19 protein-coding genes and 1 pseudogene are annotated in these 25,940 nt (G+C 68.9%); 8 read left to right on the top strand and 12 right to left on the bottom strand.

Features of this window, described 5'->3' with window-relative positions; genetic code table 11:
* Positions 1–225: 225 nt before the first annotated feature.
* Positions 226–3,879, top strand: coding sequence for a S8 family peptidase (locus ACWCO2_RS17335; protein ID WP_450128731.1), 3,654 nt, complete (start codon positions 226–228; stop codon positions 3,877–3,879).
* 134 nt (positions 3,880–4,013) lie between these two features.
* Positions 4,014–5,000, top strand: coding sequence for a helix-turn-helix domain-containing protein (locus ACWCO2_RS17340; RefSeq protein WP_450128732.1), 987 nt, complete (start codon positions 4,014–4,016; stop codon positions 4,998–5,000).
* Between the two features lie 145 nt (positions 5,001–5,145).
* Here ACWCO2_RS17340 and ACWCO2_RS17345 read toward each other — a convergent pair whose 3' ends face one another.
* The 7 genes from ACWCO2_RS17345 to ACWCO2_RS17375 form a co-directional block, all read right to left on the bottom strand.
* The gene (locus ACWCO2_RS17345) at positions 5,146–7,413 is read right to left on the bottom strand and encodes a 2OG-Fe(II) oxygenase (protein WP_450128733.1); all 2,268 of its coding nucleotides are present in this window, start codon (positions 7,411–7,413) and stop codon (positions 5,146–5,148) included.
* Positions 7,414–7,890: 477 nt separating this feature from the next.
* Entirely contained in the window at positions 7,891–8,625 is a 735-nt protein-coding gene (locus ACWCO2_RS17350; protein WP_450128734.1) for a RibD family protein, read from the bottom strand.
* Positions 8,597–9,538 (bottom strand): lysylphosphatidylglycerol synthase transmembrane domain-containing protein, encoded by a 942-nt coding sequence (locus ACWCO2_RS17355; RefSeq protein ID WP_450128735.1) that lies wholly within the window; start codon positions 9,536–9,538, stop codon positions 8,597–8,599. Before ACWCO2_RS17355 ends, ACWCO2_RS17350 begins: the two co-directional genes overlap by 29 nt.
* Positions 9,535–10,332: a class I SAM-dependent methyltransferase gene (locus tag ACWCO2_RS17360; protein ID WP_450128736.1), complete on the bottom strand. Its 798-nt coding sequence runs from the start codon at positions 10,330–10,332 to the stop codon at positions 9,535–9,537. Before ACWCO2_RS17360 ends, ACWCO2_RS17355 begins: the two co-directional genes overlap by 4 nt.
* On the bottom strand, positions 10,329–11,390 hold the full coding sequence (locus ACWCO2_RS17365) for a glycosyltransferase family 4 protein (RefSeq protein WP_450128737.1): 1,062 nt from the start codon (positions 11,388–11,390) through the stop codon (positions 10,329–10,331). The genes ACWCO2_RS17360 and ACWCO2_RS17365 overlap by 4 nt, the downstream gene beginning before the upstream one ends.
* Positions 11,390–11,788, bottom strand: coding sequence for a 6-pyruvoyl trahydropterin synthase family protein (locus ACWCO2_RS17370; protein ID WP_450128738.1), 399 nt, complete (start codon positions 11,786–11,788; stop codon positions 11,390–11,392). The genes ACWCO2_RS17365 and ACWCO2_RS17370 overlap by 1 nt, the downstream gene beginning before the upstream one ends.
* A 9-nt stretch (positions 11,789–11,797) precedes the next feature.
* A complete protein-coding gene (locus ACWCO2_RS17375) occupies positions 11,798–12,610 on the bottom strand; it encodes a zinc-dependent alcohol dehydrogenase (protein WP_450128739.1) in 813 nt (270 codons plus the stop codon).
* Positions 12,611–12,886: 276 nt separating this feature from the next.
* Between ACWCO2_RS17375 and ACWCO2_RS17380 the strand changes: the two genes are divergently transcribed.
* Complete coding sequence (locus ACWCO2_RS17380; RefSeq protein ID WP_450128740.1) at positions 12,887–13,558, top strand: CDP-alcohol phosphatidyltransferase family protein; 672 nt, start codon at positions 12,887–12,889, stop codon at positions 13,556–13,558.
* A gap of 360 nt (positions 13,559–13,918) precedes the next feature.
* On the opposite strand, the gene ACWCO2_RS17385 is transcribed toward ACWCO2_RS17380, so the two are convergent.
* On the bottom strand, positions 13,919–14,254 hold the full coding sequence (locus tag ACWCO2_RS17385; RefSeq protein ID WP_450128741.1) for a transposase: 336 nt from the start codon (positions 14,252–14,254) through the stop codon (positions 13,919–13,921).
* A 186-nt stretch (positions 14,255–14,440) separates the two neighbouring features.
* The gene (locus ACWCO2_RS17390; RefSeq protein WP_450128769.1) at positions 14,441–15,865 is read right to left on the bottom strand and encodes an MFS transporter; all 1,425 of its coding nucleotides are present in this window, start codon (positions 15,863–15,865) and stop codon (positions 14,441–14,443) included.
* Between the two features lie 472 nt (positions 15,866–16,337).
* Here ACWCO2_RS17390 and ACWCO2_RS17395 point away from each other — a divergent pair.
* Positions 16,338–16,780, top strand: a pseudogene (locus ACWCO2_RS17395) (amino acid permease); the annotation flags it as partial.
* A gap of 79 nt (positions 16,781–16,859) precedes the next feature.
* Here the strand turns inward: ACWCO2_RS17395 and ACWCO2_RS17400 are convergent.
* Positions 16,860–18,068 (bottom strand): cytochrome P450 family protein, encoded by a 1,209-nt coding sequence (locus tag ACWCO2_RS17400; protein WP_450128742.1) that lies wholly within the window; start codon positions 18,066–18,068, stop codon positions 16,860–16,862.
* 51 nt (positions 18,069–18,119) lie between these two features.
* The gene (locus ACWCO2_RS17405) at positions 18,120–19,826 is read right to left on the bottom strand and encodes a prenyltransferase/squalene oxidase repeat-containing protein (RefSeq protein ID WP_450128743.1); all 1,707 of its coding nucleotides are present in this window, start codon (positions 19,824–19,826) and stop codon (positions 18,120–18,122) included.
* A 569-nt stretch (positions 19,827–20,395) separates the two neighbouring features.
* Between ACWCO2_RS17405 and ACWCO2_RS17410 the strand changes: the two genes are divergently transcribed.
* From ACWCO2_RS17410 to ACWCO2_RS17425, 4 genes are all read left to right on the top strand, one after another.
* Positions 20,396–21,448: an aminotransferase class I/II-fold pyridoxal phosphate-dependent enzyme gene (locus ACWCO2_RS17410; protein ID WP_450128744.1), complete on the top strand. Its 1,053-nt coding sequence runs from the start codon at positions 20,396–20,398 to the stop codon at positions 21,446–21,448.
* A 1-nt stretch (position 21,449) separates the two neighbouring features.
* Entirely contained in the window at positions 21,450–22,457 is a 1,008-nt protein-coding gene (locus ACWCO2_RS17415) for a polyprenyl synthetase family protein (protein WP_450128745.1), read from the top strand.
* A gap of 83 nt (positions 22,458–22,540) precedes the next feature.
* Complete coding sequence (locus ACWCO2_RS17420; RefSeq protein ID WP_450128746.1) at positions 22,541–23,443, top strand: UbiA family prenyltransferase; 903 nt, start codon at positions 22,541–22,543, stop codon at positions 23,441–23,443.
* A gap of 91 nt (positions 23,444–23,534) precedes the next feature.
* Entirely contained in the window at positions 23,535–24,800 is a 1,266-nt protein-coding gene (locus ACWCO2_RS17425) for an FAD-dependent oxidoreductase (protein WP_450128747.1), read from the top strand.
* A 20-nt stretch (positions 24,801–24,820) separates the two neighbouring features.
* Here ACWCO2_RS17425 and ACWCO2_RS17430 read toward each other — a convergent pair whose 3' ends face one another.
* Positions 24,821–25,852, bottom strand: coding sequence for a methyltransferase (locus ACWCO2_RS17430; RefSeq protein ID WP_450128748.1), 1,032 nt, complete (start codon positions 25,850–25,852; stop codon positions 24,821–24,823).
* Between the last annotated feature and the right edge of the window lie 88 nt (positions 25,853–25,940).

Genomic DNA, 25,940 nt, shown 5'->3' on the forward strand with positions numbered 1-25,940 from the left:
GAACGACCCGAAGGGGTAGCAGCCGGGGCGCGGCATCGCGTCTTGCCCCGGCCGCCTGTCGCGCGTCACTGCTGCAGTACGTCGGCGGGCGGGCTTGTTCCTTTGGCGGAAGCGCGTCTTGGCGGAACTCCGCCATCGTCAGCCGATCATCCGGCCTGATCGCGATGTTAGAACACCCGCATGTCATCTTCCTCACGGCCCATTTCGTCCTGTACAAGGCGGCGATTGATCGCCGCGGCAGCAACGGCCGTACTGATCTCGACCGGATTCACCACGGTCCAGATGCCGGTGGCGGCGGCCGGCCCGCCGACGGCCGCCAAGGCCGCAGCCCCCGACAAGCAGACCGTCACTCTGATCACCGGCGACGTGGTCACCGTCACCACTTCCGGCGACGGCGCGGAGACGGTTGACGTCGACCGGCCGGACGACGCTACCGGCGGCGTGCACGTCCAGGAGAGCGGCGGCGATCTGTACGTCCTGCCTGACGAGGCGATGCCATTGCTGGCCGCCAACGAGCTGGACCGACGGCTGTTCAACGTCACCGATCTCATCGAGATGGGGTACGACGACGCGAAGGCCCCGAGTGTGCCACTGATCAGCACCTACGCACCGGCCCGGACCACCGAGCCGGTCACGCCGAAGGGCGCGAAGCTGGTCCGCGACCTGCGCGGGGTCGGTGCCGCAGCGCTGGCGGTGGACAAGAAGCAGACCCGCGCCTTCTGGACCAGCGTCGCGCCGGCCGCCACCGGCTCCGAGCCGGAACTCGGCAGCGGAATCGCGAAGCTCTGGCTGGACGGCCGGGTCACCGCCAACCTCAAGGAGAGCGTGCCGCAGATCGGCGCGCCGGAGGCGTGGGCCGCCGGCTACGACGGCAGCGGGGTCAAGGTCGCGGTGCTGGACACCGGGATCGACGCCGGCCACCCTGACCTGGTCAACCAGATCGACGACAAGGTCAATTTCACGCCGGACGAGGACACCTCCGACGTCAACGGGCACGGCTCCCACGTCGCCTCGACGATCGTGGGCACCGGCGCGGCCTCCGACGGCACGTACAAGGGTGTCGCGCCCGGCGCGGATCTCATCGTCGGCAAGGTCCTCAGCAACGACGGTTACGGCCAGGACTCCTGGGTGCTCGCCGGCATGCAGTGGGCAGCCGAATCCGGGGCGGACGTGGTCAGCATGAGCCTGAGCGACCCGACGCTCTCCGACGGGACCGACCCGATGGCGGTCGCGGTGGACACGCTGTCCGAGCAGTACGGCACGCTGTTCGTCATCGCCTCCGGCAACGCCGGGCCGCAGAGCATCGGCACGCCCAGCTCGGCCGCCAGCGCGCTGACTGTAGGCGCGGTCGACAAGCAGGACCGGTTAGCGGGCTTCTCCAGCACCGGTCCGCTGGTGCGCAGCGGCGCGCTCAAACCGGACATCACCGCCCCCGGCGTCGACATCACCGCCGCCCGCTCGCAGCAGATGACCACCGGCACCGGCCAGTACCGGACCATCAGCGGAACCTCGATGGCCACCCCGCACGTGTCGGGCGCAGCGGCGATCCTGGCCCAGCGTTACCCGGACTGGTCCGGCGCGCAGCTCAAGGAAGCGCTGATGAGCAGCGCGAAGGGTCTGGACGCCAGGTACACGGCGTACGAGGTGGGCACCGGCCGGATCGACGTCGCCGCCGCCGTACGCGAGAACGTCCAGGCGACCGGCTCGGTCTTCTTCGGCAACTTCGACTGGCCGCACGAGCCCACCGACGCCCCGGTGACCAAGCCGGTGACGTTCACCAACTCGGGCAGCGACGACGTGACCCTGAACCTCGCCACCACCGGTTCGGGCCCGTTCTCGCTGGGCGCCGACTCCGTGACAGTGCCCGCCGGCGGGAGCGTCGACGTTCCCGTCACCGGTGATCCGACCAAGCCCGGAACCGGCCAGTTCACCGGCTACCTCGTCGGCACCGACGCCGCCACGGGTGAGGCGGTCACGCGTACCTCGCTCGGTTTGCTCAAGGAGGACGAGCGCTTCGACCTGAAGATCAAGCTCATCGGCCGGGACGGCAAGCCCGCCACCTCGACGGTCGTGGTCAAGAAGGACGACGGGTCCGACCCATTCTTCTTCACCGTCACCGGTGAGACGACGCTGCGGATGCCGCCGGGCACCTACACCGTCGATTCGTCGCTGGACGTCCCGGGCGAGCGGCCCGACTCGCTCGGCCGCGCCCTGCTGGTGGCCCCGGAGACCATCCTCGCCAACTCCGGAGCCGAAGTGGTGCTGGACGCGAGCAAGGCGCGCTTGCTGGACACCACCGCCCCGCAGCGGAGCGAGGACCGGCAGCGCAAGCTCGACTACACCGTCGAGTACGCCAACGGCGACAGCTACCGTAACGGGTTCATCGTGCCGGTGAAGTACGACGACCTCTACGTCACCCCGACCAAGCAGATCAGCCAGGGATCGTTCACGATGGTCACCCGGTGGCGCAAGGGCGAGCCGCACCTGAGCGTGGATGTCCCCGGCTTGTCGCCCGTGGACGTCACGGTCCAGCCGGGCAGCACATTCACCGCCGGCAGCGACACCCTGCCCGCGGTCTACGCGGGCACCGGTGCGGCTGACGAGTACGCCACGCTCGACGCGAAGGGCAAGGCCGCGGTGGTCACCCGCAGCGACGCGGTCAGCGCCGAGGATCGTGCCGCCGCCGCCGTGGCCGCCGGGGCGAAGCTCCTGCTGGTGGTCAACGACGGCGTCGGCGTGCTCAACGAGCTCGTTGGCCAGTCGCCGATCCCCGTCGCCACCGTGCACCGCGACGCCGGAGCGCAACTGATCGACCTGGCCAAGACCGGCACGCTGAAGCTGGTCACCAAGCAGGTCCCGTACGCGAGCTACGTCTACGACCTGACCCACGACTACACCGGCCAGGTGCCGGACAAGGCGCTCACCTACCACCCGAGCCAGCAGGATCTCGCCCGGATCGACGCGGACTACCACAACCCCACGAAGCCGATGGAGGGCGGCGGCTACCGATTCGACCTGACCTTCGTCCCGTCGATCGGCTTCCGGGAACGGGAGTGGCACCCCGGCACCCGCACCGAGTGGGTCACCCCGGATCAGGTCTGGAGCGAGTCGCACGTTCAGGGCACCTGGACGGACGTGGCCAACCGCCACGCGTACGCCAAGGGCAGCACCACCCAGCTGGACTGGTTCGCTCCCGCGATCCGGCCGGCGTTCAACCGGGCGTTCGCGGTGCAGAACAGCCGCTGGGGCGACTTCATGACCATCAACGTGCAGGCGTGGAGCCCGTCGGCCGACGTGCTGGAGCACGGCGGATACCTGGACTACGGTTCGGTGCCGGTCAACATGAAGCTCTACCAGGGCGACCAGCTGCTGTACGAGAAGAAGAACTCGTCCGACCTGCAGTGGAAGTCGGTGCCGACTGGGACGCTGCCTTACCACCTGGTGCTGGACGCGTCCCGCCCGGCCGAACAGTGGCGGCTGTCGACCCGTACGCACACCGAGTGGGACTTCGTCTCCAGCACCAACGATGCGGACTTCTTCGAGCCGTTCGCACTGCTGCAGATGGAGTACCGTCTCGACACCGACCTGCACGGTGACGTGAAGGCGGGCACCACCGAGGAGATCCGCCTCAAGCCGATTCCCCAGGCGGGCGGCGGCCCCAGCACCGGCAACGTCACCTCAACGACGCTGGAGGTGTCCTACGACGACGGCGCCACCTGGCAGCAGGTGACCTTGAACAAGGGCGCCGACGACTGGTGGAACGGCAAGCTCGAGCTGGCGAAGCAGCCGGGCGGCTTCGTGTCGGTGCGAGCCACCGGTACGACCGACGCCGGTTTCAGCATCAAGCAGGAGATCATCCGGGCCTACGGCCTTCGATGAGACCGTTCGAAGGGCCCCGGGGCGGCGACGTTCCGGGGCCCGTCCCGTCTGACCTTCCGCCATTTGGGGCTGGGCAAGATCCATCGCCGCGCATAGTCTCCCCGCAGCGACGGGTGGATGGAAGGCGGCCGCCAATGCTGGGCGCGTTGGGCCTGAGCCCCGACGACGAAGCGGTCTACGGCGTGCTCGCTGGCCGTGCCGAGGCGAACTCGGCAGAGCTGGCAGACGCCCTGCACCTGCCCGTACCGGCGGTCGAGGAGGCGCTGTCGCATCTGTTGGCGTGCGGTCTGGTGAAGTCCACCCGCGACGGCGAATTCGCCGCGGCGCCGCCCGCGGTCGCGCTCGGGGCGTTGCTCAGTGAACGGCGGGCGGCTCTGCGGAGCGCCGAGCTGGCGCTCGTCGAGCTCGCCGAGGAGCATCGCAAGGCGACGGCGGGCCGCACCATCAGCGAGCTGATCGAGGTGGTCACCGGCGTCGAGGCGGTCCGGCACCGGTTCGCACAGGTGCAGCACGCCGCCCGCACAGAGGTTCGCAGCTTCGTCACCGCACCTGCCGTTGTCGTACCCATAGGTACCAATTCGACCGAGTCGCAGGTGGTGGCCCAGGGCGTGCGCTACCGGGTGGTGATTGAACGGGCGGTGCTCGCCGAACCCGGCGCGGTCGACGAGGCCATCGAGTCACTGCGTAAGGGCGTCGAGGTGCGGGTGGTCGAGTCGCTACCGATCAAGCTCGTACTGGCCGACACCGAGCTGGGCCTGGTGCCACTGACCGTCACGCCTGGGGACGAGCCTGGTGTGGTGCTGCTGCACCGCGCCGGGCTGCTCACGGCGATGGACGCACTGTTCGAGATCGTATGGCGGTACGCCCATCCGCTCAACGTTTCCACATTCGGCGAGCTGACCGCCGAGGAAACTCACGGTGGAGACGCGGACGTCCCGACCGGGCTGGATCGGAGGATCCTGGCTCTGCTGTTGACCGGGCTCACGGATCAGGCGGTCGCCGCCCAGCTCGACCTCTCCCTGCGAACCCTGCAACGCCGCCTACGACATCTGATGGATCTCGCCGGGGTCGACACCCGGATGCAGCTGGGCTGGTACGCGGCGCGCCACGACTGGGCCTGAGCGATCGAGTCGGGATGGCGGGATTCGAACCCACGACCCCTTAACCCCCCAACGCAGTCCACAAGAGACAGTGACCAGCGAAAACCCCAAATCCGCAGGACAATCCGGTGCGGCTCGCTGCCACCACCGGAACGCGGAACGTGACTCACCGCTCCAGCTCATCGACATCAGCAGAGGCACCCGAGTTCTCTTCCCCGCCTCCCCAGCTCGACCTTATCCACGCCAGGTCCGCCAAGGCCTGCTGCCGCTGCTCCTCGGGCCGAGTGAACAGCGCCTGGGCCTTGGTCAGGACGAGGGTGTACGGTCGGCCCTGCTTGCGAGTCTGGTGTTGCACTGGGAGATCGGCCGAGTCGATCTGGGAATGCACGTGCAGACGTTTCTCCGCCGCCAGCGGCCATTCGAAGCGCCGCTCCGATCGGGAATGAAGGAAATCCTCCAGGGTCTTGCAGAGCTCGCATCCGCACCCGGTCCAGTCGATCGACCAGTCGTCCCCGGCGCGCCGCGGCCGCGCGATGATCGTGTCGAGCAACGCCGCGCAGTCGTGGGCGAGGGCTTCCAGCCCGGCCGACCGTCGCCCATCCGCCGAACGCAGCGCCGACATCACACACTCCAGCACCGTGTCTCCGCGCTCGCGCAGCGCCGTCCTGATCTCGTCGCGCTGTGTTTCGTCGGCAGCTTCGAACAGCCGCGCCAGCGGTGAACCGAGCCGCTGCAGCCGCGGCCGACGAATGTCGGCTCGCCCACTGGCGAGCCCCGACCGGAGCTGCACATCCACCCAGTACCAGGTTCGGCCGGTCAGCAGTCGCGCCACCTGCGGCGCGCCCGCCGCACGCAGCGCCTCGCACAACCCTGGCAGCGTCTCGATCCACCCGTCTCGATCGGCTCCGATTCGGTGTTCGCCGCCAAACCACCCGCGGAGGACATCGGCGGTCCAGTCCTCGCCGTACCGCCCGGCGACCTCGGCCAACGCCTCGGCGTCGTCCCGCGCGAGCGCCTCGATCCGGAACGGTTCAAGCAGCATCGCCGCCGTCTCGGCAGCGTCGAGACCACTCGCCACAGCCAGCGCCACCCCCAGCAATTCCGGCTGCGGCGCCGTCGTCTTCCAGAACGGCGCGAGCGACTCCGCCGCGCCACGCGCGCCCGCCACATCACCCCTCTCGATGCAGTCACGGAGTTCGTGCAGCGCCCAGCCCGATCCCGCCTCGGCGCGCGCCGCGAACGCCCGCTCCCTCGGCCACATCACGATCGCGGCCCGCCGGTACCACCGATCCACCGTGTTGCCGTAGTTGCCCATGTAGCCCTCGTACTCGGACTGGTAGGGCTTCAGCTCCACGCTCGCGGTGAGGGCACAGACCTCATGGTCGGGGACGTACAGCGAGATCGACTCACCACCGTTTTCCCCGTTGGTCCACCAGCCCAAGGTGATCTCGTCGTCGATCAACGAGTGCAGTTCGTAGTCCTCAGTGACCTCACAGTAGTAACTACCGTCATCGGAGTCGGCGTCCCAGGTCTCCCGCACATCCGCCAGCGCCAACACCGCCTCGCACCCGGCCTCCTCCGCCGCGGCACGTACCGACGCGGCCCGCTCCGCGTCGACCCCCTTGAGCCGACTCCAGCCCAGACCGCGCTGCGTGTACTCGTGGTCGAGCAGGAACACAAGTCGATTCGGCATCCCGAGATCACGGCCCCCATACCTCGAGGTCGCCGGAGTAGCAAAATGCTCGGTCAGGCACTGCGCCAACTCCGTGACCGAACCGGGCTCCCCCGTCGAGGCCTCGGTGAAGGCCAGCAGGTTGAACGTCAGCGTCACCCGATACCCGGACCGCACGGGGGTCACCTCGTGACGGCAGTCGGAATAGAACGCGACCAAAGCCAACTCTGACTTCGACGCACGGTAGGTCCGCGACTCCCCGGCGTGCTCGACAACCAACTCCCCACCGTTGTGCGTCGATGGCAACGACACCACCAGCGTGCCCACCATCGCATCGTGCTTCTCCGAATCCTGGTGCGGCAGAAAGAACTGCCCCTTGCCATACACCAACATCGAATGCGGCTCGGCGACCAACCGCGCTGCCCCGGGAAGTCCCAGCGCGTCACGAAAATGCTCCAGCGCGCCCTCCAGCAACGACGTCCACCCCGACCCGCCCAACGACACCTGATCCGGCGTCAACTCCCAGGTATCCCGCACCCCGGTGTCGGTCAACGTCTCCGCACCCCGCCCGAACATCGCGGGCCGTGCCACCGAGATCAACTTCCTCGCCACAGGCGCCCGGATCGGCAGGCTCACCGGCCCCACACCGGACACCTCGAGCTCGAAGAGACGCGCAGGCGCGATCAGCTCCGCACTGAACGACCCCACCGGCTCCGAACCCCTGAGCAACCGAGCCAACCGCTCCCGCGCCGTCGCCGCCATGCATCCCCCACTTGATCGTCATCGTCCCGAGCACACCACACTAACGGCCGCTGGCGAGGGCGCTCCCGCGCACAAACCAGGTGGCGCCGGCACGAAGGCGCTCTGCCGACGGCGAGACCAGCGTTGAGCCAACGTTCTGACCTGCGCCGAGCGCTCCGCAGTAGTGTGTGGCCGGATGCATATCCGGCCACACACCCTGCCCTTGCCGATAACCTCATCCGCCCTGGTGAGACGCCGCAGCCACGGCGTACGGGTAGGTCGACCGCAGTCGCTCACGCAAGCGCTCCCGCTGCTGTCGGAGGCTACGGCTGATGATCGACTGCGCTGCTGCGACTGGCCTACTGGGGGGTGACCAACGCGTTCGCGATGCTGCGCCTGCTGTCGATGAGTGACCGGCACGGACGCAGTTTTCGGCAAGGGCAGGGCGCCCCGTCGCGAAGAAGCGGTCCACCGCCCGGCCCCCAGGTATACCGGTGTTCACCGGCCGGGCAGGACGTCGTAGGCGACCAGTACGTCGTCTTCTATGAGGCGGACGCACGCCCGGCGCAATGCGATCCCGTCCGCAACCCGCCTCACTCCCAGGTCCCCGACGGCCTCCACGCCGGCGCCGAGGATCCGCGGGGCGATGCCGACGACGACCCGGTCCACGAGTCCCGCTGCCAGCAGCGAGGTGAGCAGCTGTGCCCCGCCCTCGACCATCAGCGCGCGCACCCCGGCACCATGCAGTGCCGCCAACGCGGCGGGCAGGTCGACCCCGCCCGGCCCAGCCGGGATCTCCCAGACCGTGACGCCGCACTTCCGCACACGCTCCCGGTCACCGGCCGTGGCTCGCTCAGTCGCCATGAGCACGGTGTCCGGCCCTCCGTTGAGCACCTGGGCGCTGCTCGGGGTTCGCAGGGTGCTGTCGAGCACCACCCGCATCGGGGATTCCCCCGCGACCAGGCGCACGTCGAGCCGAGGGTCGTCGCGCACGACGGTGCCGACTCCGACGAGCACCGCCTCACACCGGGCCCGCACGGCGTGCGAGATGGCCCGCTCCTGCTCGCAGCTGATCCACTTTGAGTCGCCGCCGACGGCCGCGAGCCTGCCATCGAGGGTCTGGGCATACTTCAGAACGACGTGCGGGCGGCGGGAATGCGACCGGATCGCGCCGACTAACTCGGCCGCCACGGCCGTGGCGTCGTCATCGGTGCGCAGGTTGATAGCGGTCATGTGGTCCTTTCGTCGGGCGCGGATGCACCTTGATACCGCCCCAGGAGCGGGCCAGGGTCAACGCTCCGGGCAGACAGCTGACGATGCCGAGCACGCCGAAGAGCACGGCGACGGCGAACCCGGCTGCCGGGTCCAGCCCGGCGGCACCAAACGCAGCCGCAGTGACCCCCTCCCGGGGGCCCCATCCGCCAACGTTCAGCGGGATCGACATGGCGAGCAGGCCGGAGACCAGCAGCGGGAGCAGCTCGCCTAGGGGAGCCGTCACTCCAGCCGCCCGGGCGGCTACGACGAACAACCCCAAGTGGCAGGCCAGCGCGGCCAGAGACAGCAGCACCACCCCCGGCCCCGTCTCACGGGACAGCAGGACGGCGCGGGCGTCGTCGCACCAGCCGCGCGCCCCCGGGCGGGACGGTCCGCGGACTGCCCGGCCGTATCGGACGAGTGCCGTGGCGACGATCGCAGCGGCGAGCAGGGCCCAGCCGATCCCGGCTGGGCAGAACGGGCCGACCAGCAGGACCAGGCAGGCGAGCATCACCACGACCTGTCCCCCCACCCGCTCCAGGACGACGGCGCGGAACCCCGCTCGGCCACCGGATCCCGGCAGACCGTGCGCGACAGCCCGGTGCGCGTCGCCGGCCAGACCGGCTGGCAAGACCGAGTTCAGCAGCTGCGCGCGGTAGGTGTCGGCTACCGCGACGGGCAGGGGCACGGGCGCCCCGAGCGTCCGGGAGACGAGCCGCCAGCGCGCGGCCGCGGCCAGCGCCGCGACGGCGCCCAGTGACAGAGCCGCGGCGAACGTGCCTGGACTGAGCGAACGCAGGCCCTCGAGCACCGTGCGGGTGCCGAGATGGCCCGCGAGCAGCGCCAGGATCGCCATCGCGAGGCCGCCACGGACGAACGGTCCGGCCTTCACGACCCGGTCCCGCTGGGCAGGTGGAGTACGTCGAGATGTCCCACGGTCACCGTGAGCCCACCAGCTGCGCAGCTGGCGAGGCGTCGCCGCCGGTAGCTCTCGGCGTGGGCGGTGAGACCCGGGCGCTGGGCGCAGGCTGCGGCCAGCCATCCGTCCAGCCAGGACGCCGTCAGCGCGGGCCGGATCGAGCCCAGCCGCCACGGACTGGGCCGGGTGAGGACCCGCCCGCCGCCGCGGGCCAGCGCCTGGGCCACGTGGGCACCCGCGTCCGGCCCGAGCAGACGACGGCCGTGCACGGTGCGGCGCTGGTGCTCGTCGAAGGCAGCCGCGAACTCGCGGTCGAGAGGCTCCGCCGGGTCGAAAGCCACCTCGCCGGTGACGTTGAGCACCAGCAGAGCGGCGCAGCCAGCGCCCAGGCAGGCCTCGACGACCGCGTCGACCTCGTCAGCGGTGAGCAGGTCGAGCAAAGCCGACGCGGTGACCAAGGCTGTCCCGGCGAGATCCGCGGCCCGCACCGTCGTCAGGTCCGCGCACAACGTGGTAACCGGGGCGGCGGCAGACCGGGCGCGGTCCAGCAACTGCGGGTCGCGGTCCTGCAGCACCCACCCGGTGACGCCGGGTAAACGGGGCGCCAGCCAGCGGGTCATCGAGCCGGTACCGCAGCCGAGATCGCGTACCACCCCCGACAGTCCAGTGAGGTACCCGGCGAGCTCCGCGGACCGGGCGTCGGCGTCGGCCTCTTCGCGCAGCGTGAGCCACTCCGGCGAGCAGACCGCGGAGTCGACGGGGCTCACCGTGACACCTCCGGCTGCCGGACACCCAGCACGGCGTCCACCACGGCGACGGTGTGCGCCCAACTAGGTAGCGTGCCGCGTCGGCGCCGGGCCCGGCGCCGCGCGTCGTCGCGCAGGCCGGGGTTGGTCAGCCAGCGCCGCAAGCCCGCGGCGAGCGCCGCGGGGTCGCCCGGCTCGATCAGGAGCTCAGGCACTGCGGCCGAGCCGAGCGCGGCGGTGACGCCGCCGATCCGCGCGGCCAGCACCGGGATTCCTCGGGCCAGCGCTTCGGTCACCACCATTCCGTAGGACTCGGTCCGGGAGGGCACGACCACCAGGTCAGCGGCTGCGTACTCGGCCTCCAGCGCGGCACCGGCGCGGGGCCCCTCCAGGCTGATCCGGGCATCGAGGTCCCGGTCAGCGATCGTGCGGCGCAGCGCGGCTGCGAACCCGGGGCTTCGGCATTCCGGCCCGACTATCCGGCACCGCCACGGCAGTCCGTCGAGCCGGGCGAGCGCCGCGATGAGCAGATCGTGGCCCTTGGTGGGGGTGATCGATCCGACCGCCAGCAGACTCGTTGCGCCGTCGGTGCCGGGGACGAGCGGCGCCGGGTCGGTCCCGGGGACCGCCACGATGATCGACGCCGGGTCGACCCCGTGGCAACGGCTCAGCCGCTGGGCGGTCCAGGGACTGGTGGCGACCACCGCGCGGGCCGCTCTGAGGAGCCCGCCGGCATCGTGCTGGGCGTGGGTGCCCGGTTCCTCCCCCGGCGGCACGTGGACCAGCACGACGACATCGAGCCGCGCGGTGTGCGAGACGACCACCTGCGGGGCCGCGCATCCGACGAGCCCGTCGACCAGCACCGCATCGCCATTGGGGATCGCGGCGAGGGCACGAGCCAGTCCGGCCATCGTGGACGGCCCGGGGTCCGCCCAGTCACCGGACAGCGCCACCTGTCGCACGGGCCGCCCTGATTGCAGCAGGCCGTCGCGGACCCTGCGGTCGTAGACGTTGCCTCCGCTGGGGCGCAGCGGGTCGTCGACGTCCTCCGGGACCAGCAGGTGCAGCATCGGCACCATCACAGCGTCCGCTCGTAGGCGGCCGAGGCCACGTGCGACTCGCTCAGCGACACCGTGAGCCCGGTCAGCCCGCTCGCGCTCTCGCCGAGTCGGCCCGTGTGCACCCGTTCCGCCAGCCGGTCGGCGACCACCTTGGCCAGGAACTCGGTCGAAGTGTTGACCCCGGCGAAGGCAGGGTCGTCGTCGAGATTGCGGTAATCCAGGTCGGCCAGCACTGCCTTCAGCTCGGCACTCGCCCGTCCGATGTCGACGACGATCCCGTCGTCGTCGAGGTCGGGTCGGCGGAACGTGGCGTCCACCACGTAGGTCGCGCCGTGCAGTCGCTGAGCGGGTCCGAACACGTCTCCGCGGAAGCTGTGCGCGATCATGAAGTGGTCACGGACGGTGATGCTGAACAACCGATCTCCTCAATGCGATGTTGGTTCTTCGTAGTCAATACGGACGGCGAGCGCGTCCGGTTCAACACCGGTCGCGATCCGGTCCAACACCCGCGGGAGCTCCTCGAACCTGACGACGTGGGTCACCAGCGCGTCGAACACCGGGTCGACGAGCAGGTCGAGGGCGAGGGCGAGCCGGTCAGCGTGACTGCGCCGGCCGCGCCGGGCAGGAGCGACGGCGCCGACCTGGCTGCTGCGTACGGCAAGCCTGCGGGAGTGGAAGTCGCCTCCGAGCTCGACAGTTACGGGCCTGTCGCCGTACCAGCTCAACTCCAGCACCGACGCCTCATCGGCGAGCAGTTCCAGCGACCGGGTCAACCCGGCGCCGGTTCCACTGGTGTGCACGACGAGGTCGCGGTCGCCCCGCGCGTCCTCCGGGAGCGCGAAGTCGGCGCCGATCCTGTCGGCGATCGCGGCCCGTGTCGGCGCGATGTCGACCAACTCAACGCGAACCCCGGGCATGCGTGCCAGCAACGCCGCCACGCAGCAGCCGACCGGTCCGGCCCCGACCACGCTGACCCGGTCCCCGACCAATGGTGCCGCGTCCCACAGAGCGTTAACCGCAGTCTCGACCGTGCCAGCAAGCACCGCTCGACCGGCCGGGACCGCGTCCGGGACGACGACCACTGCGTCGGCCGGGACGACGTAGCGGGTCTGATGTGGGTAGAGGCAGAACACCACGCGCCCCACCAAGGACTCCGGGCCCTCCTCGACCCTCCCGACGTTGAGGTACCCGTACTTCACCGGCCCGTCGAACGAGCCGTCCTGGAACGGAGCCCGCATCCGTTCGTGCTGGTTCAGAGGGACGCCACCACGGAAAACCAGGCTCTCGGTTCCGCGGCTGACGCCGGTGTGCAGGGTGCGGACCAGGACGTCACCAGGCCCCCGGGCGGGCAGATCGACCTCGCGGATCTCCCCGTGCCCCGGGGTTCGAAGCCAGAAAGCGCGGGCAGGACCCCGATCCCGTGCGCCGGTCGCGGTTCTGGCAGCGTTGTGGTCATGATCAGCAGCCGATCCGTGCGTGGTGTGCATTCTTGGGGGGTCGGTAAGCAACTCGGTGTGGCTGGTGCTGGCCACGTCGCGCTGCTGGCGGCCCTGGTCGTAGCCGGGCTTGGCCCGGTCGGACTGGTCGTCGGGGCGCTGCACGTACTGCTCCTCCTGCTGGTGGTGGCCCAGGGAGCCCGGCGGGCCGGTGTCGTCGCCCTGGGGCCGGCGGACGTCGTCACTGCGACCAGGACCGTACTGGTCGGCGGGTGCGCGGCCCTGGTCGCCGACGGACTCGCCGGCGGCATGACCTCGGCCGGGCTGCTGGTCGGGACGGCCACGGTGGCACTGGTACTCGACGCAGTCGACGGCCGGGTCGCCCGATCCACCGGGACCGTGTCCGCGTTCGGGGCGCGGTTTGACATGGAGGTCGACGCGTACCTGCTGCTGGTGCTGAGCATGCACGCTACGACGGTGGTCGGCGGATGGGCGATCGCGATCGGCGCCATGCGGTACGTGTTCGTAGCGGCCGGGTGGGCCATGCCGTGGCTTCGTGGTGAGCTCCCGCCACGGTACTCGGCGAAGATCGTCGCGGCGGCGCAGGGCGTCGTTCTGGTGGTCGTGATCACCCAGGTGTTGCCGCCGCCGTGGCCGGTGTTGATCACCGCGCTCGCGCTCGGCGCGCTGGTTTGGTCGTTCGCGACGAGCGTGACGTGGCTGTGGCGGCATCGCGTGGGTCGGCGGTGATGCGCCGCGCTGGGGCGCGGCGGGCAGGTTGGCGCTGACGCGAGCTGCGCGACGCGACATTCGGCTGTGCTCTGGCAGATCGCCATGCGGGCACCGGCGCCCCTGGCTTGCGCGTGACGCCGTGCAGGAGGTGCAGTTCCCGCCTGGCGGCACTCTGAGGTGCGCGGCGAGCGCTGTGGCAACTGGCTGTCGTGCCCGCTGTGCAGGTGCTGATCCGCGACTGCCGGCTCTTCCCCGCAGTCCACCTCGACATCAATCCGCTGTACGTCGCCGATCGCGGGGTCCTGACGTCCGCTGGCGGTGCAACGGCCATTGATGTGCCCCGGGTTTCGTGGAGTCCAATTGGGATCTAGGCTGCTGTCAAGGCTGCCGGGTGGAGCTGTTCGTACTCGATGGGTGTGAGCATGCCGAGTGCGCTGTGTCGGCGTTGACGTTGTAGAAGATCTCGAAGTACTCGAAGATCGCGTTGGCCAGTTCGATCCGTGTTTTCCACTTCTTGCGGTTGAGCAGTTCGGTCTGCATGCGGCCCCAGAACGATTCGATGACGGCGTTGTCGTAGCAGTCGCCTATCGCTCCCATCGAGGGCACCAGCCCGGATTCCTGGGCCCTGCGGGTGAAGTCCCAGGACGTGCACTGGACCCCATGGCTGGAGTGAATGATGGCTCCCGCGTTCAGGTTTCGGTTCTGGATGACCATGCCGAGCGCGTTGGTCGCGATGGGTATCTGAGATGACGATCGCTACTGGATCTCAGGCCTCCACATCGGACGATGGGCCGAACCCGACGCGGAGGTTCCCCGTACGGCTCAGCGGCGTAGGCCACGGTCGGTTCGTTCGGACGCCTGACCTCTTCGGACGCCTGACCTCTTCGGTTGACGAGCGAGCTACCGGTCCCCGGAACGCGCGGAGCCCGGTAGGAAGGCAGCTATCAGCAGCGCGAAGAGTGCGGCGACCGCTCCGATGCCCAGCACGACGCGGAATCCGTTGAGCGAGGGGACCGCCGCACCGCCCAGCTCCATCGTCATGTGCGCGAGCACGACCCCCGCGACCGAACTGGACAGCGAAGTGCCGATGGAACGCATCAGCGTGTTGAGACTGTTGGCCGCCGCAGTCTCGGACACCGGAACGGCGGCCATGATGAGCGTGGGCATCGCAGCATAGGCAAGTCCGACACCAACGCCGATGATGCTGGAGGCGATCACGAGCTGCCAGATGCTCGACATCAACACCTGACTCAAGCCGTACCCGGCTGCGACCACGAGCGCGCCGACCATCAGCGTGACCTTCGGGCTCCTGGTCCGCGAGATCCGCGCCGCGACCGGCGCCATCGCCATCATGATCAGCCCGTTCGGCGCCATCACCAGACCCGCGACGAGGATCGACTGCCCGAGCCCGTAACCGGTGACCTCGGGCAGTTGCAGCAGCTGCGGAAGGGCCATGGACATCGCGAACATCGCGAACCCGAACACCACGGAAGCGATGTTGGTGAGCAGCACCTGTCGGCGCGCGGTAGTGCGCAGGTCTACCAGCGGCTGCGGCGTGCGCAGCTCCCACCAGCCCCACCCCGCCAGCACCACCAGCCCAGTGACCAACAGACTCGGGGTCAACCCACCGGTCCAGCCCCAGTCAGCACCCTTGGAGATCACCAGCAGCAGGCACAGCAACGCCACCGACAAACCCACCGCACCCAACAGGTCAAACCGCCCGCCAGTGCGTACCTTCGACTCCGGCACGAACGAGATCACCAGCACGGCTCCGACAGTGCCGAGTGCCGCGGCCAGCCAGAACAGGGTGTGCCAGTCAGCGTTCTCAGCGATGAACGCGGCTACTGGAAGCCCGAGCGCGCCGCCGACGCCGAGGGAAGCGGTCATGACCGCGGTCGCGCCACCGAGCCGTTCTGGCGGCAGTTCATCGCGCAGGATGCTGACGCCTAGCGGGATGACGCCGGCGGACAAGCCCTGCAGCACCCGTCCGGCCAGCATCGGGGCGAGCCCGTCGGAAAGTGCGCAGACGGCTGAGCCCAGCACGAGCATTCCGAGGCTGAACAACAGCATCCGCCGCTTGCCGTACATGTCGCCGAGCCGTCCAACAGTAGGCGTGACGACGGCGGCGGCCAGCAGCGCGGCAGTGATCGCCCACGCGGCGTCCGCCGCTCTCGCCTCCAGCATCTCGGGAAGCTTCGGCACCAGCGGGATCATCAAGGCCAGCGCGAGCGAGACGACGATCCCGGTGAACGCCAGCACCGAGACCACAGTGCTCGACCGCACCGGCGGGGCCACGACGGACGGAGTGCTGGAGGCACGGGGCATGAGCGGAAGAGCTCCCATCGTCTTGCACGGTCGGGCGACTTGAAGTCCGGCGAGTTCGACGAAACGTGCTGGGGGCATTGGGTGATGCAGCGGTGGACGCTGGCACTTCACCGCACCTGCCCGCATATGAGCAATCAATTTGACGGTAACAGTCACCGTTCAGCTAGGTCCACGTCCGAAACGACCAGCAGAACTGCACGATCGTGCCGACGCTCGTGCCCCTTCACTGCCCCTTCAGCAGTTGACGTATTGCCATCGCGCCTGCCCGACGTGGCCGCGCCGACCGCCGCGCTGCTCGCTGAAGCCCTGTGGTTCAGCGAGAACTGGCGATCCACAGCGGCTCCCGTCCTGAGCTACTAGAAGAGATGTCGATCAACTGCGCGAACCCGCGGACGATCAGCGTCTGAGACGAGCAAATTCAGTGAGCGAACAGACTCTGAACAGCCACGGGCAGCAGACTGCCCAACCTCACGTGGACCCCGGCGATGTGCAGCAAGTCCCTGAAACCCCGGCACGTCAACATGATCGCGATCGGCACGGGGCTTCCTGGGCGCGGGTGGGCGGCTCGCCCAGGCCAAGCCGTCGCTGGCCATCGTCTACGCCGTGTGCGCCTTCTTCGTCGTGCGCGCACTTGGCGAGCTGATCCCCTACCGGCCTTCGTCCGGCGCGTTCGTGTCCTACGCACGCGAGTTCATGGGTGAGAAGGGCGCGTACGTCGCCGGTTGGACGTACTTCCTGAACTGGGCCACCACCGGGATCGCGGACATCACCGCGATCGCCCTGTACGCGAACTACTGGAGTCTGTTCACCGCCGTACCGCAATGGGTACTGCCGCTGATCGCGCTGGCGGTCGTGCTCTCGCTGAACCTCGTCTCCGTGAAGCTCTTCGGCGAGATGGAGTTCTGGTTCGCGATCACCAATGAACCTGCAGATCAGGTGGGGCACCCCTGAAGTCGGGGTGCCCCAACTGCTTCTGAGCACCGTCGAGCCGTGTTCAGCCCCCGGCGCGGGAACCTAGCACCACCTGCAATGTGCGCGGGGCGTGCACGTGGACGCTGCGGCGGAAGGTCAGCTCGGCGGGTTCGCTCACGATGCGCAGTCGCGGGAAGCGGTTGAACAGTGCGGCCAGTGCGACCTCCCCCTCCAGTCGGACCAGGGCCGCACCCAGACATCGATGAATGCCGTAGCCGAAGGCGAGGTGGCCAGCGGTGTTCCGGTCGGGATCCAGCACGTCCGGCTCCTCGAACCGCGCCGGGTCACGGTTCGCCGCGCCCGTCGACAGCATGACCGAGGCGCCCCTGGGGATCTCGACCCCGCCGATCTCCAGGTCCTGGGTGGCGAACCGCAGCGAGGCGTTGAGGGCGGGCGAGAGCCAGCGCAGGAGTTCCTCGATCAGCGGCGGCACCGATTCCGGGCTGGCCAGGCGCTGGCGCGCGGAATCGTCGGCCACCAAGGCGCGGACGCTGTTGGTGATGAACACCGCGGTGGTCTCGTGTCCTGCCATGAGCAGCAACATGGCCATCGCCACGATCTCCAGGTCGGAGAGCCGGTCGTCCTCGTCGGATGCCATGATCAGCCCGGAGAGCAGCGCGTCGTCCGGCACAGCGCGCTTGGCTGCGACCAGCCCCTCCAGGTAGGTGGCCATCTGCGCGGAGGCACGCCGCAGCTCGGGTTCGGGGCATTCGTCGATGAGGATGGTGGACAGGCGCGCGAACTCGTCGCGATCGATCTCGGGGACGCCGAGCAGCTCGCTGATCACCACCATCGGTAGCGTGATCGCGTAGCTCGCGACGAGGTCGACCGGTTCGTCCTCGGGCAGATCTGCCAGTAGTTCCTCGGCAACGGACTCGACGCGTTGGCGCAGCTTGGAGATCCGGCGGGTGGTGAACGCCTGGGTGACCAGGCTCCGCAGCCGGGTGTGCTCCGGCGGGTCGAGCGAGGTCAGCATGTGCGACATCGGGGCGGGTAGGCCGGCCGGCGCGGATGCGCGTTCCTCGGCGGCCAGGCTGGACCGCCAGTCCTTCGCCAGCCGCTCGTCGGCGAGCCCCGCTCGTACGTCGGCGTACCGGGTGACCAACCAGGTCCGTCCACCCTCGAAGTCGACCTCGCGGACGGGGCAGGTCTCACGCGTCCTGGCGAGCGCCCCGTGCGGGTCTCGCCAGTAGTGCTCGGTGAAGGAATCCTCCTGCATCGAACCTGTCATGAGTTCTCCGTTCTTCAGAACATCCGGTGAACCAGCAGCGCAATCGCGCGATCAGAGCCCTGCCGAAACGGACGCGCGGGATAAGCGCACCGCATCCCGGTAGCGGCCGAGCGCGCGAAGGGCCATGCCCTGGGTGAACGCGGGGTTGCTGTACCGGCTCACGTATCGCACGTACTCGTGGACGCTCTCCGCCGGCCACCCACCGCCGGGCGTCCGTCTCTCCAGCAACCAGTCCACGCCGGGACGCACGTCAGCCGGATCGACTCCCGCGGCGAGCAGACCCGAGATCGCCCACCCGGTCTCTTCGACGGTGGCGGGCGCATCGTGCCCGTCACCCCACGAACCGTCGGACAGCCGGGCACGTTCCAACCACGCCTTCGCGCGGCGAGCGGTCCCACCCTCCGCCAAACCGGCTTTGGAGAAGGTCTCGAGCACGGCGGCGGTAGCCATCGTGTGGTGCCGGTACCACACCGATTCGAAGGCACCGTCCGGCAGCTGGGCCTTGGCGAGCCAGCGCAGCGCACGACGCACCCGGCGGTCGTCCACCGGGACGCCCGCGTCGAGCAGCGCATCGACAGCCTGCACGGTGGTCATCGGGCACGGCCCGCTGTTGGCGACCTTGGTGTTGCGCACGCAAAGTCCCCAGGAGCCTCGGGTGTCCTGCACACGGGTCAGCCAGTCAACGCCCCGCTCGACCGCACTCGCCTGGTGCTCGCCGGGCAGCCGGCACAACACGGAAAGGATCTCGCCCGTTTCCAAGGTCGAGGGCCAGCCCTCGGTGCCCGCCCAGCCCCAGTAGCCCGGTGGGCACCCGAAGGCGAGGAACGGACGGTGCTGTTGGAGGCGGACGAACAGCCCGACCGACGAAGCCAGCCTCGGGTCATCCTCGTAACCGGCCTCGGCGAGGCCGCGCGCGGCATACATCGTCCACGCCGCGTCGAGCGGACCGGTCTGCCACCAGCCGTCGGGGTGCATCGTCCGGCGGAACCAGCCGACTGCGGCTTCGACCATGTCCGGCGCCAGGCCCGCACGGGCCAGACCGGTGCAGACGAGACCGGTCACCCAGGCGTTCTCGCACCAAGCCCCGGTCGAGCCCTCGTGCTCGTAGACCTGCCGGATCGCCTTCAGCGCGTTCGGCTTCCCCAGGCGCGCCAGCACCCGCTGGAAGCGCGTGAGCGGCTTGTGCCGGGCCTGGGCGAGGCCGAGCGCGAACGCCATCGGGATGCGCAGGTCGAACAGCCTGCGGTACAAGCCCGGCCACAGTGCCACCTCCAGTGGGAAGCGGCGCATCTCCTCTGGAGCCAGCCAGCCGACGAAGCCGTAGTACTGACGGCACCACGCGACCACTTCGGGGTGCGGGATCGCGTCCAAGCCGCCGAAGTCCGCCATCCAGCGCTGCCCGGCCCGCACCGACGCCGAGCTGCCCCCGGGGTCGACCAGGTGGAGGACTGCCGAGCTGACCGCCGTCGGCCCGGCCTCGCTGACCAGGCCGGGAACCATCGCCCAGCCGCCGTCGGTGTTCTGGGTGCGCCTGAGCCACCCGGCGCCTGCGGCGATCAGATCGGCGCTGCCATCCCGATCGGCGTAATGCAGCGCAGACAGCGCACCCACCGTCCCCAGCGTCGAGGTCAGATTGTCCTCGCTGTAGTCGAACACTCCATCAGCCCGCTGAGCGACGAACAGCGCCTCCGCCCCCTCGCAGATCGCCTCGTCAAGCGCGTCCGGAAACGGATCGGGGTCGGCCTGCACCGTCGTCATGCGGATTCCTCCAGCCCTGTCGTGGGATTCGATGCCTCACGGCCGCGAGGTGAACTTCCTGGGAGTGGCGACATCTGCACTCCTGAGCACGACCGCTAACGCGGCGACAGCCTTTCCACCGGGTACGTCGCCGGTACCGCAATAGCCGATATCCAGCGAAATTCGTTGCACGTCAACTGATCTCGTGCGTGACTCACCATACTCAGCCACTCCTGACCCGGCCAGGCCTTCCGGCTACGCGTCCACGACGAACCGCACCGGTGATGAATCTTTGCCCATTCGGGCAACATCCACGTACGTTCGCGCACTTCCTCACTCGGACTCGTTGACGCGATGACATCTGGCCGATGTAATCAAGATCGTTATCTCGAATAGTCGACGAGACAGTCTGAATCTGCCTGCCATCGCGCCGGTTTCGCAACGAGTCGACCGAAAGTCTCCGATCTGCCCGACCCGAATCCCAACTTCTGCATTCCGGTCAAACCTGTTCACCTTTCGCTGCTCCCAGCCGGATCGGATTCCGATCTGCGCAGCAGACGCACGCGCACGTCATGAACGGAGATCAGCCTGTGACTACCGCTCGGCACCAGCTGTCCTTGAACGAGAACTTCTCGGCACCGCTACCAGGTGTGCACGAAGCTATTGTGGACGGCGCCAGTCGGGTCAACCTGACGCTCGACGCAATGTCCACCAGGTTGACGCAGGCCATCGCCGGGCATTTCAGGGTGGATTCCGCGCGGGTGTTCGTCGGTCCCGGATCAGGAGCGCTCCTGCAGCAATTCCTCACCGCGTTGGCGGGCGGCGGCGAGGTCGTGCACGCGTGGCCGTCGTTCGAGATGTACCCGCTGCTGGTGCGCAATGCAGGCGCTGAGGCCGTACCGGTAGGGCTCCGCGAGCACATGCACGACCTGGCGGCGATGGCCGACGCAGTCACCGAGCGGACCAAGGTCGTGCTGCTGTGCAATCCGAACAACCCGACGGGGACCGTGCTCGACGAAGCCGAGATGCGAGCGTTCCTGGACCGGCTGCCCGACGACGTCCTCGTGCTGATCGACGAGGCCTACGCCGAATTCGCCGATCAATCGGCGATCGCCAACGGTGTCCGGCTCGCCGATGAGGATCCGCGCGTGTGCGTGGTGCGCACCTTCTCCAAGTCCCACGGGCTGCTCGGGCTCCGGGTCGGTTACCTGATCGCGGACGAGGTGGTGGTCGCGAAACTCCAGCCCGGCTCGTTCTTCTTCCGGGTCAGCACCGTGTCGCAAGATGCCGCGATCGTCGCGCTGCGGGCCGAGGAGGCCATGCGGGAGCGATGCGCGAAGGTCGCCGCCGAACGAGACCGGGTGCACGCACAGCTGCGGGCACTCGGCCTGGCGGTGCCCCGCAGTCACGGCAACTTCCACTGGCTGCCACTCGGCGAGGCGAACGACTCGTTCGTGCGCTTCTGCTCGGCTGGTGGCGTCGAGGTGCGGACGCTCGCCGACAACGCCGGGGTCCGGGTGACGGTCGGCACGCCCGAGGCCAACGACGCCTTGCTCGAACTGACCCGGCGTTTCCTCAGCGGAGACGAACCGCCGGGCGACGAGGCCCAGGTGTCGCAGTCGGTTACCGCCGAGCGCTCGTGACATGACCAAAGCCGAAACCTGCGCAGCAGCAGCCGAATTCAGCTCCCCGGAACTGACTGAACTGCTCAACTGCGAGATGCGGAGAAGGTGGTCGACGGTCGCGGAGCGGACCGAGCAGATGGCCGGCTACGCGCTTCTGGCACCCGGCAAGATGTTGCGACCGATGCTGCTGCTCGCTTCAGCAGAGGCCACCGGCGGTGATAGCTCCCGGTTGCTCCCCGCCGCCTTGGCGGTGGAATACCTGCACGTGGCGACGCTGGTTCACGACGACATCATCGACGACGACGAGCTGCGCCGGGGCCAGCCCACCGTGCACACCCACTTCGGCGTGCCCGACGCGCTGGTCGCTGGCGACTTCCTGATCTTGAACATGGTCAGCACGCTCCTCGAATGCACGGCCGTGCAGCCCGCCGCCGTGCTCGAGGCCGCCCGGGTCCTGGCCACCGCGGGATCCGACGTCTGTCGAGGCCAGGTCCGGGAGTCCGGAATGGTCGGCGAGCTGAACTGCCCGGTCGACGACTACCGGGAAATGGTGGCGCTCAAGACCGGCGCGCTGTTCCGGGGTGCCTGCCGAGCCGGAGCGATCCTCGGCGGTGCAACCGCCGAACACATCGAGGCCACCACCCGGTACGCCGAGCACCTCGGCGTGGGTTTCCAGATGTTCGACGACCTGCTGCCGTACCTGGCGGCCGCCCCGACCACGGGCAAACCGGCCACCAGCGATGTGGCCAATCTGCGCCCGACGTTCCCGGTGCTCGTCGGTTACCAGTCCGCAGGGGATGCCGACCGGAACCGGTTCGCCGAAGCGTTGTCGGGCCGGATGCCAACGGCGGATTCGCACCGGCTCATGCGAACGCTCCTGATCACCACCGGAGCGCTGGAGCTCAGTCGGAAGCACGCCGCCGAGGAGATCACCAGAGCCCGCGAGAGCATCGCGAACCTGCCGGGGACGGCCGCGGTCGACCTGATGCTGACCATCGCCGATCTGGCCATCGCCCGGAGCCGGTAGCGATGCGCGACCGATGGGCGGCAACACGCCGAATCTCTTGGGCGCACGTGCAGATCTGGCGGCCGTACACGCTTTGCCATCCGGTGCTCGTAGGCGTCGCGGGGGCAGGTGTCGGCGGCGCTTCCGGACTCACCGAGTTCGCCATCGCCGGATGCGGGACCGCACTCGGCTGGTTGGCCGGGCACTACCTCGGTGACTACTTCGACCGGGAGCTGGACCGAATTGCGAAACCGCAGCGCCCGATCCCGTCTGGGAGGCTGGCGCCCAGGACCGCGCTCGCTTGCGGCACGGGGCTCGCGATCGCCGCGGCAGTGCTGCTGGCGTGGGCGAACTGGCGCACGCTGCTGCTGGTCGTACTGGCGCTGAGCGGAATCGTGGCCTACAGCAAGTTCTGCAAGGCGCGCGGCTTCTCAGGAAATCTGGTACGCGGCCTGATCACCGCGTTGGCGTTCCTGATCGGTGCGATGGTCGTGACTCCGCTGCCCGGGTGGGCGGCAGTCGCGTTTTCCGTGGTCTTCCTGCTGCACGATGCGGCGTCCAATCTCGTCGGCACGCTGCGCGACGTGGACGGTGATCGCGCCGCCGGCTACCGGTCGGTACCCGTGCGCAGCGGGATTCGTCACGCCACCCGGCTGGCCGCGGCTCTGTACGCCGCAACGATCGTCACCGCCGCGCTCGGACTCCTACTTCCGCACCGGCTCGGCTACCCGGTGCTGCTGGTCGTTGCGGCCTGCGTTGGTTCGGTCGCAGTGCTGCCGCTGCTGTCCCTGGCGCCAACGCTGACTCAGGCCCGCGCGCTGCGAGCGCACGAGCTCCTGGTCGCCGAACGCCTCGTTCTCGCCAGTGCTGTCCTGGCTCGCACTGTTCCCGCAGCCACAGTCGTTCCACTGCTCGGGCTGATGTTGGTGTTCAGCCTGTGGACCCAGGCCTCGATGCGGTCGAAGTACGAAATCGCCGCCGACGACAAGGAGGGCCAGCCGACATGAGCTCCCCCACTGCGCTGTGGCCCTCCGGCCCGCAAGTCAGCCTCGCCCTGCATGCGCCAGCGTCCTGTTGCGACACCGTGCGGGAGGCGCGATGAACAGCACTGTCGTGGTCTGCGGGGCGGGCGTGGGAGGCTTGGCAGCCGCGCATGCGCTCAGTTCGCTGGGGTTGCAGGTTCTGGTCTTCGAGAAGCAGTCAAGGGTGCCCCGGGTACCGAAGGGCGAAGTGCTGCAGCCCGGGGCGTTGAAGATCCTGGACGCGTGGGGTGTCACCAAACTCCTGGAGCACCGGGGATCGATACGACTTTCCGCGCTCGTCGCCTGCGGAGACGGCGGGAAAGCTCGGATGTCCCTGGACTACGCGCAGCTACCGGACACGACCAACTGGCTGCTGTCGGCCGACCACGAGTCGATCCTGAGCGCACTCATCGACAGCTTGCCGGACAACGTCTTGCTCTGCCGGGGTGTGACGGTGCGCGGGACTGTTCACAACGACGCCGGACGAGTCGCCGGGCTCGTCGTGCGGGAAGCCGGATCCGAGCGGGAAGTTCGTGCGCCGCTGGTGATCGCGGCCGACGGCGTTTCGTCGCGGCTTCGGCGTGCTGCCGGTATCGGCGCGGATCGGAAGGACTACTCGCACCGGCTGGTCGCCCTCGACATCCCCGATGTGCCAGCCGCGGAGAAAGCAGTGACCGCCCACGTCACCGACCGCGGTCTACGCATGCGCTATCCGTTGCCTGGAGACCGGGTTCGGCTCTACGTCCAGGCAGAACCGAACGAACTGCGCGGCATGGATCACGACGCGATGCGAGGCTGGGGAGACGCGCTGATCGCGGAACTACCCGAGTTGGCGGCGTTCGAGGACCAGTTGCGAAACAGCTTGGACGATCGGCAGATGCTGCCGGTTGCCCGGTTCGTCGCCGACGGGCTGTCCGCACCCGGCATGGCACTGGTCGGCGAGGCTGCACATTCCGTACATCCGATGGCGGCCCAAGGCATGAACAGCGCTATCTACGACGCTCACGCCTTGGCCACGTGCCTAGCCGATCGAGCTCCGTCCCTCAAAACATCCGATGTCGACACGGCCTTGCTCGAGTACCAGGAGCGACGCATGCCCGAACTGATCCAGATCGGCAAGATCAGCCACAACGCCGCGCGCATGCTGACCGAGCTGTCGCGGGTAGGCCGCACGCTCGGCCAGCGGGCGCTCCGCAACACCGGTGCCAACCAGCGACTCAGCTTCACCGTCATGCACAACCTCGCCGGTCTCGGTCTGCACCCGCTCTCGCTGTTCGACCGGCTCTGCCAACTCGGGTTGCTACCAGATCCGCGGGCGCGGCGCCGACCCCGATGGGCATGAGGACCGGCGCCGCACCGGGGTCACCGCGGCAGTCCGCACTCCACCACGACGAGGCCACCGGGCCAGGTGCGGGACTCGACCAGGCTCAGCCCGGCCTTGTCCACCAACGCCTCGAAGTCCGCGACGCTGCGTTCCTGGCCGCCCAGCAGGACCAGGGACTGCAGGTCGAAGGAGGTGTTGTACTTGGCGTGGTCGACGCCGGCGAGGACTTCCACGACCAGCACCCGGCTGCTGTCGTCGGCGGCTTCGGCGCAGCGCTGCAAGATCCGCACCGCGTCCTCGTCATTCCAGTCCGTGAGCACGCGGGAGACCACGTAGACGTCCCGTCCGGGCGGCAGCGGATCGAAGAAACTGCCGGGCACGAAGGAGATCGTGCCCGCCATGCCCGCCTCGCTCAAGGCCTGGTCGGCTTCCGGGGCTACCGCCGGAAGATCGAGGACCTCGCCACGGAGGTGCGGATTGGCCCGAACGACCTCGGCGAGCAACGCCCCCTGCCCGCCGCCCACGTCGATGACGGTCTGAACGGACTCCCAGTCGAACTCCGCCGCCAGCACCGGCCCGGTCTGCCAGGCGTGGGCTGCCATGACGTCGCCGAAGAAGCGCCGCAGGCCGTCGTTCCGCTGGTAGTCGTCCCAGAACTGGGTACCGTGCACGGCACCGTAGGACGACTCGCCGGTGCGGATGGAGTGCAGCATGCCGCTGAAGGCCAGGTCCATCCGGGCACCGGGCCCCTCCACGTCGAGCCAGCTCCGGAACCACGTGCTGTCCGCGGAGAGCAGCTGGCGGGACAAGTCCGTCAGCCCGTAGACACCCGGCTCCGCCTCCGTGAACAGTCCAATGTGGACCAGGTGGCGCAGCAGCCGTTCCAGGGATTCCGGATGTGCTCCCGCAGCGGCCGCGAGTGGGCCGAGTTCAGTCGCACCCTTGGACACCAGCTCCGGCAGCCGCATCGTCACCGCGACGCGAATCGCGAAAGGCGTTGCCAGATCGATAAGTCCAGCAAGCTCAGCACTCGCATCGACTGCACGCTCTTGAGATTCCGCAGAATCCATGGAAATCAAGTTCCTCTCGAGTTGAATACCCGACCACCACCGCCATTTCCATCCTTACTTCCCGTCTTCCGTCGCGTCAACAACCGCG

This window comes from Saccharopolyspora sp. NPDC002376, assembly GCF_053593195.1.

Coding starts and splice junctions, on each gene's coding strand:
- ACWCO2_RS17340 (WP_450128732.1), top strand. CDS start 4,014: ATGCTGGGCGCGTTGGGCCTGAGCCCCGACGACGAAGCGGTCTACGGC.
- ACWCO2_RS17345 (WP_450128733.1), bottom strand. CDS start 7,413: ATGGCGGCGACGGCGCGGGAGCGGTTGGCTCGGTTGCTCAGGGGTTCG.
- ACWCO2_RS17350 (WP_450128734.1), bottom strand. CDS start 8,625: ATGACCGCTATCAACCTGCGCACCGATGACGACGCCACGGCCGTGGCG.
- ACWCO2_RS17365 (WP_450128737.1), bottom strand. CDS start 11,390: ATGGTGCCGATGCTGCACCTGCTGGTCCCGGAGGACGTCGACGACCCG.
- ACWCO2_RS17375 (WP_450128739.1), bottom strand. CDS start 12,610: ATGCGGGCTCCGTTCCAGGACGGCTCGTTCGACGGGCCGGTGAAGTAC.
- ACWCO2_RS17385 (WP_450128741.1), bottom strand. CDS start 14,254: ATGGTCATCCAGAACCGAAACCTGAACGCGGGAGCCATCATTCACTCC.
- ACWCO2_RS17390 (WP_450128769.1), bottom strand. CDS start 15,865: ATGCCCCGTGCCTCCAGCACTCCGTCCGTCGTGGCCCCGCCGGTGCGG.
- ACWCO2_RS17400 (WP_450128742.1), bottom strand. CDS start 18,068: ATGACAGGTTCGATGCAGGAGGATTCCTTCACCGAGCACTACTGGCGA.
- ACWCO2_RS17405 (WP_450128743.1), bottom strand. CDS start 19,826: ATGACGACGGTGCAGGCCGACCCCGATCCGTTTCCGGACGCGCTTGAC.
- ACWCO2_RS17415 (WP_450128745.1), top strand. CDS start 21,450: ATGACCAAAGCCGAAACCTGCGCAGCAGCAGCCGAATTCAGCTCCCCG.
- ACWCO2_RS17425 (WP_450128747.1), top strand. CDS start 23,535: ATGAACAGCACTGTCGTGGTCTGCGGGGCGGGCGTGGGAGGCTTGGCA.
- ACWCO2_RS17430 (WP_450128748.1), bottom strand. CDS start 25,852: ATGGATTCTGCGGAATCTCAAGAGCGTGCAGTCGATGCGAGTGCTGAG.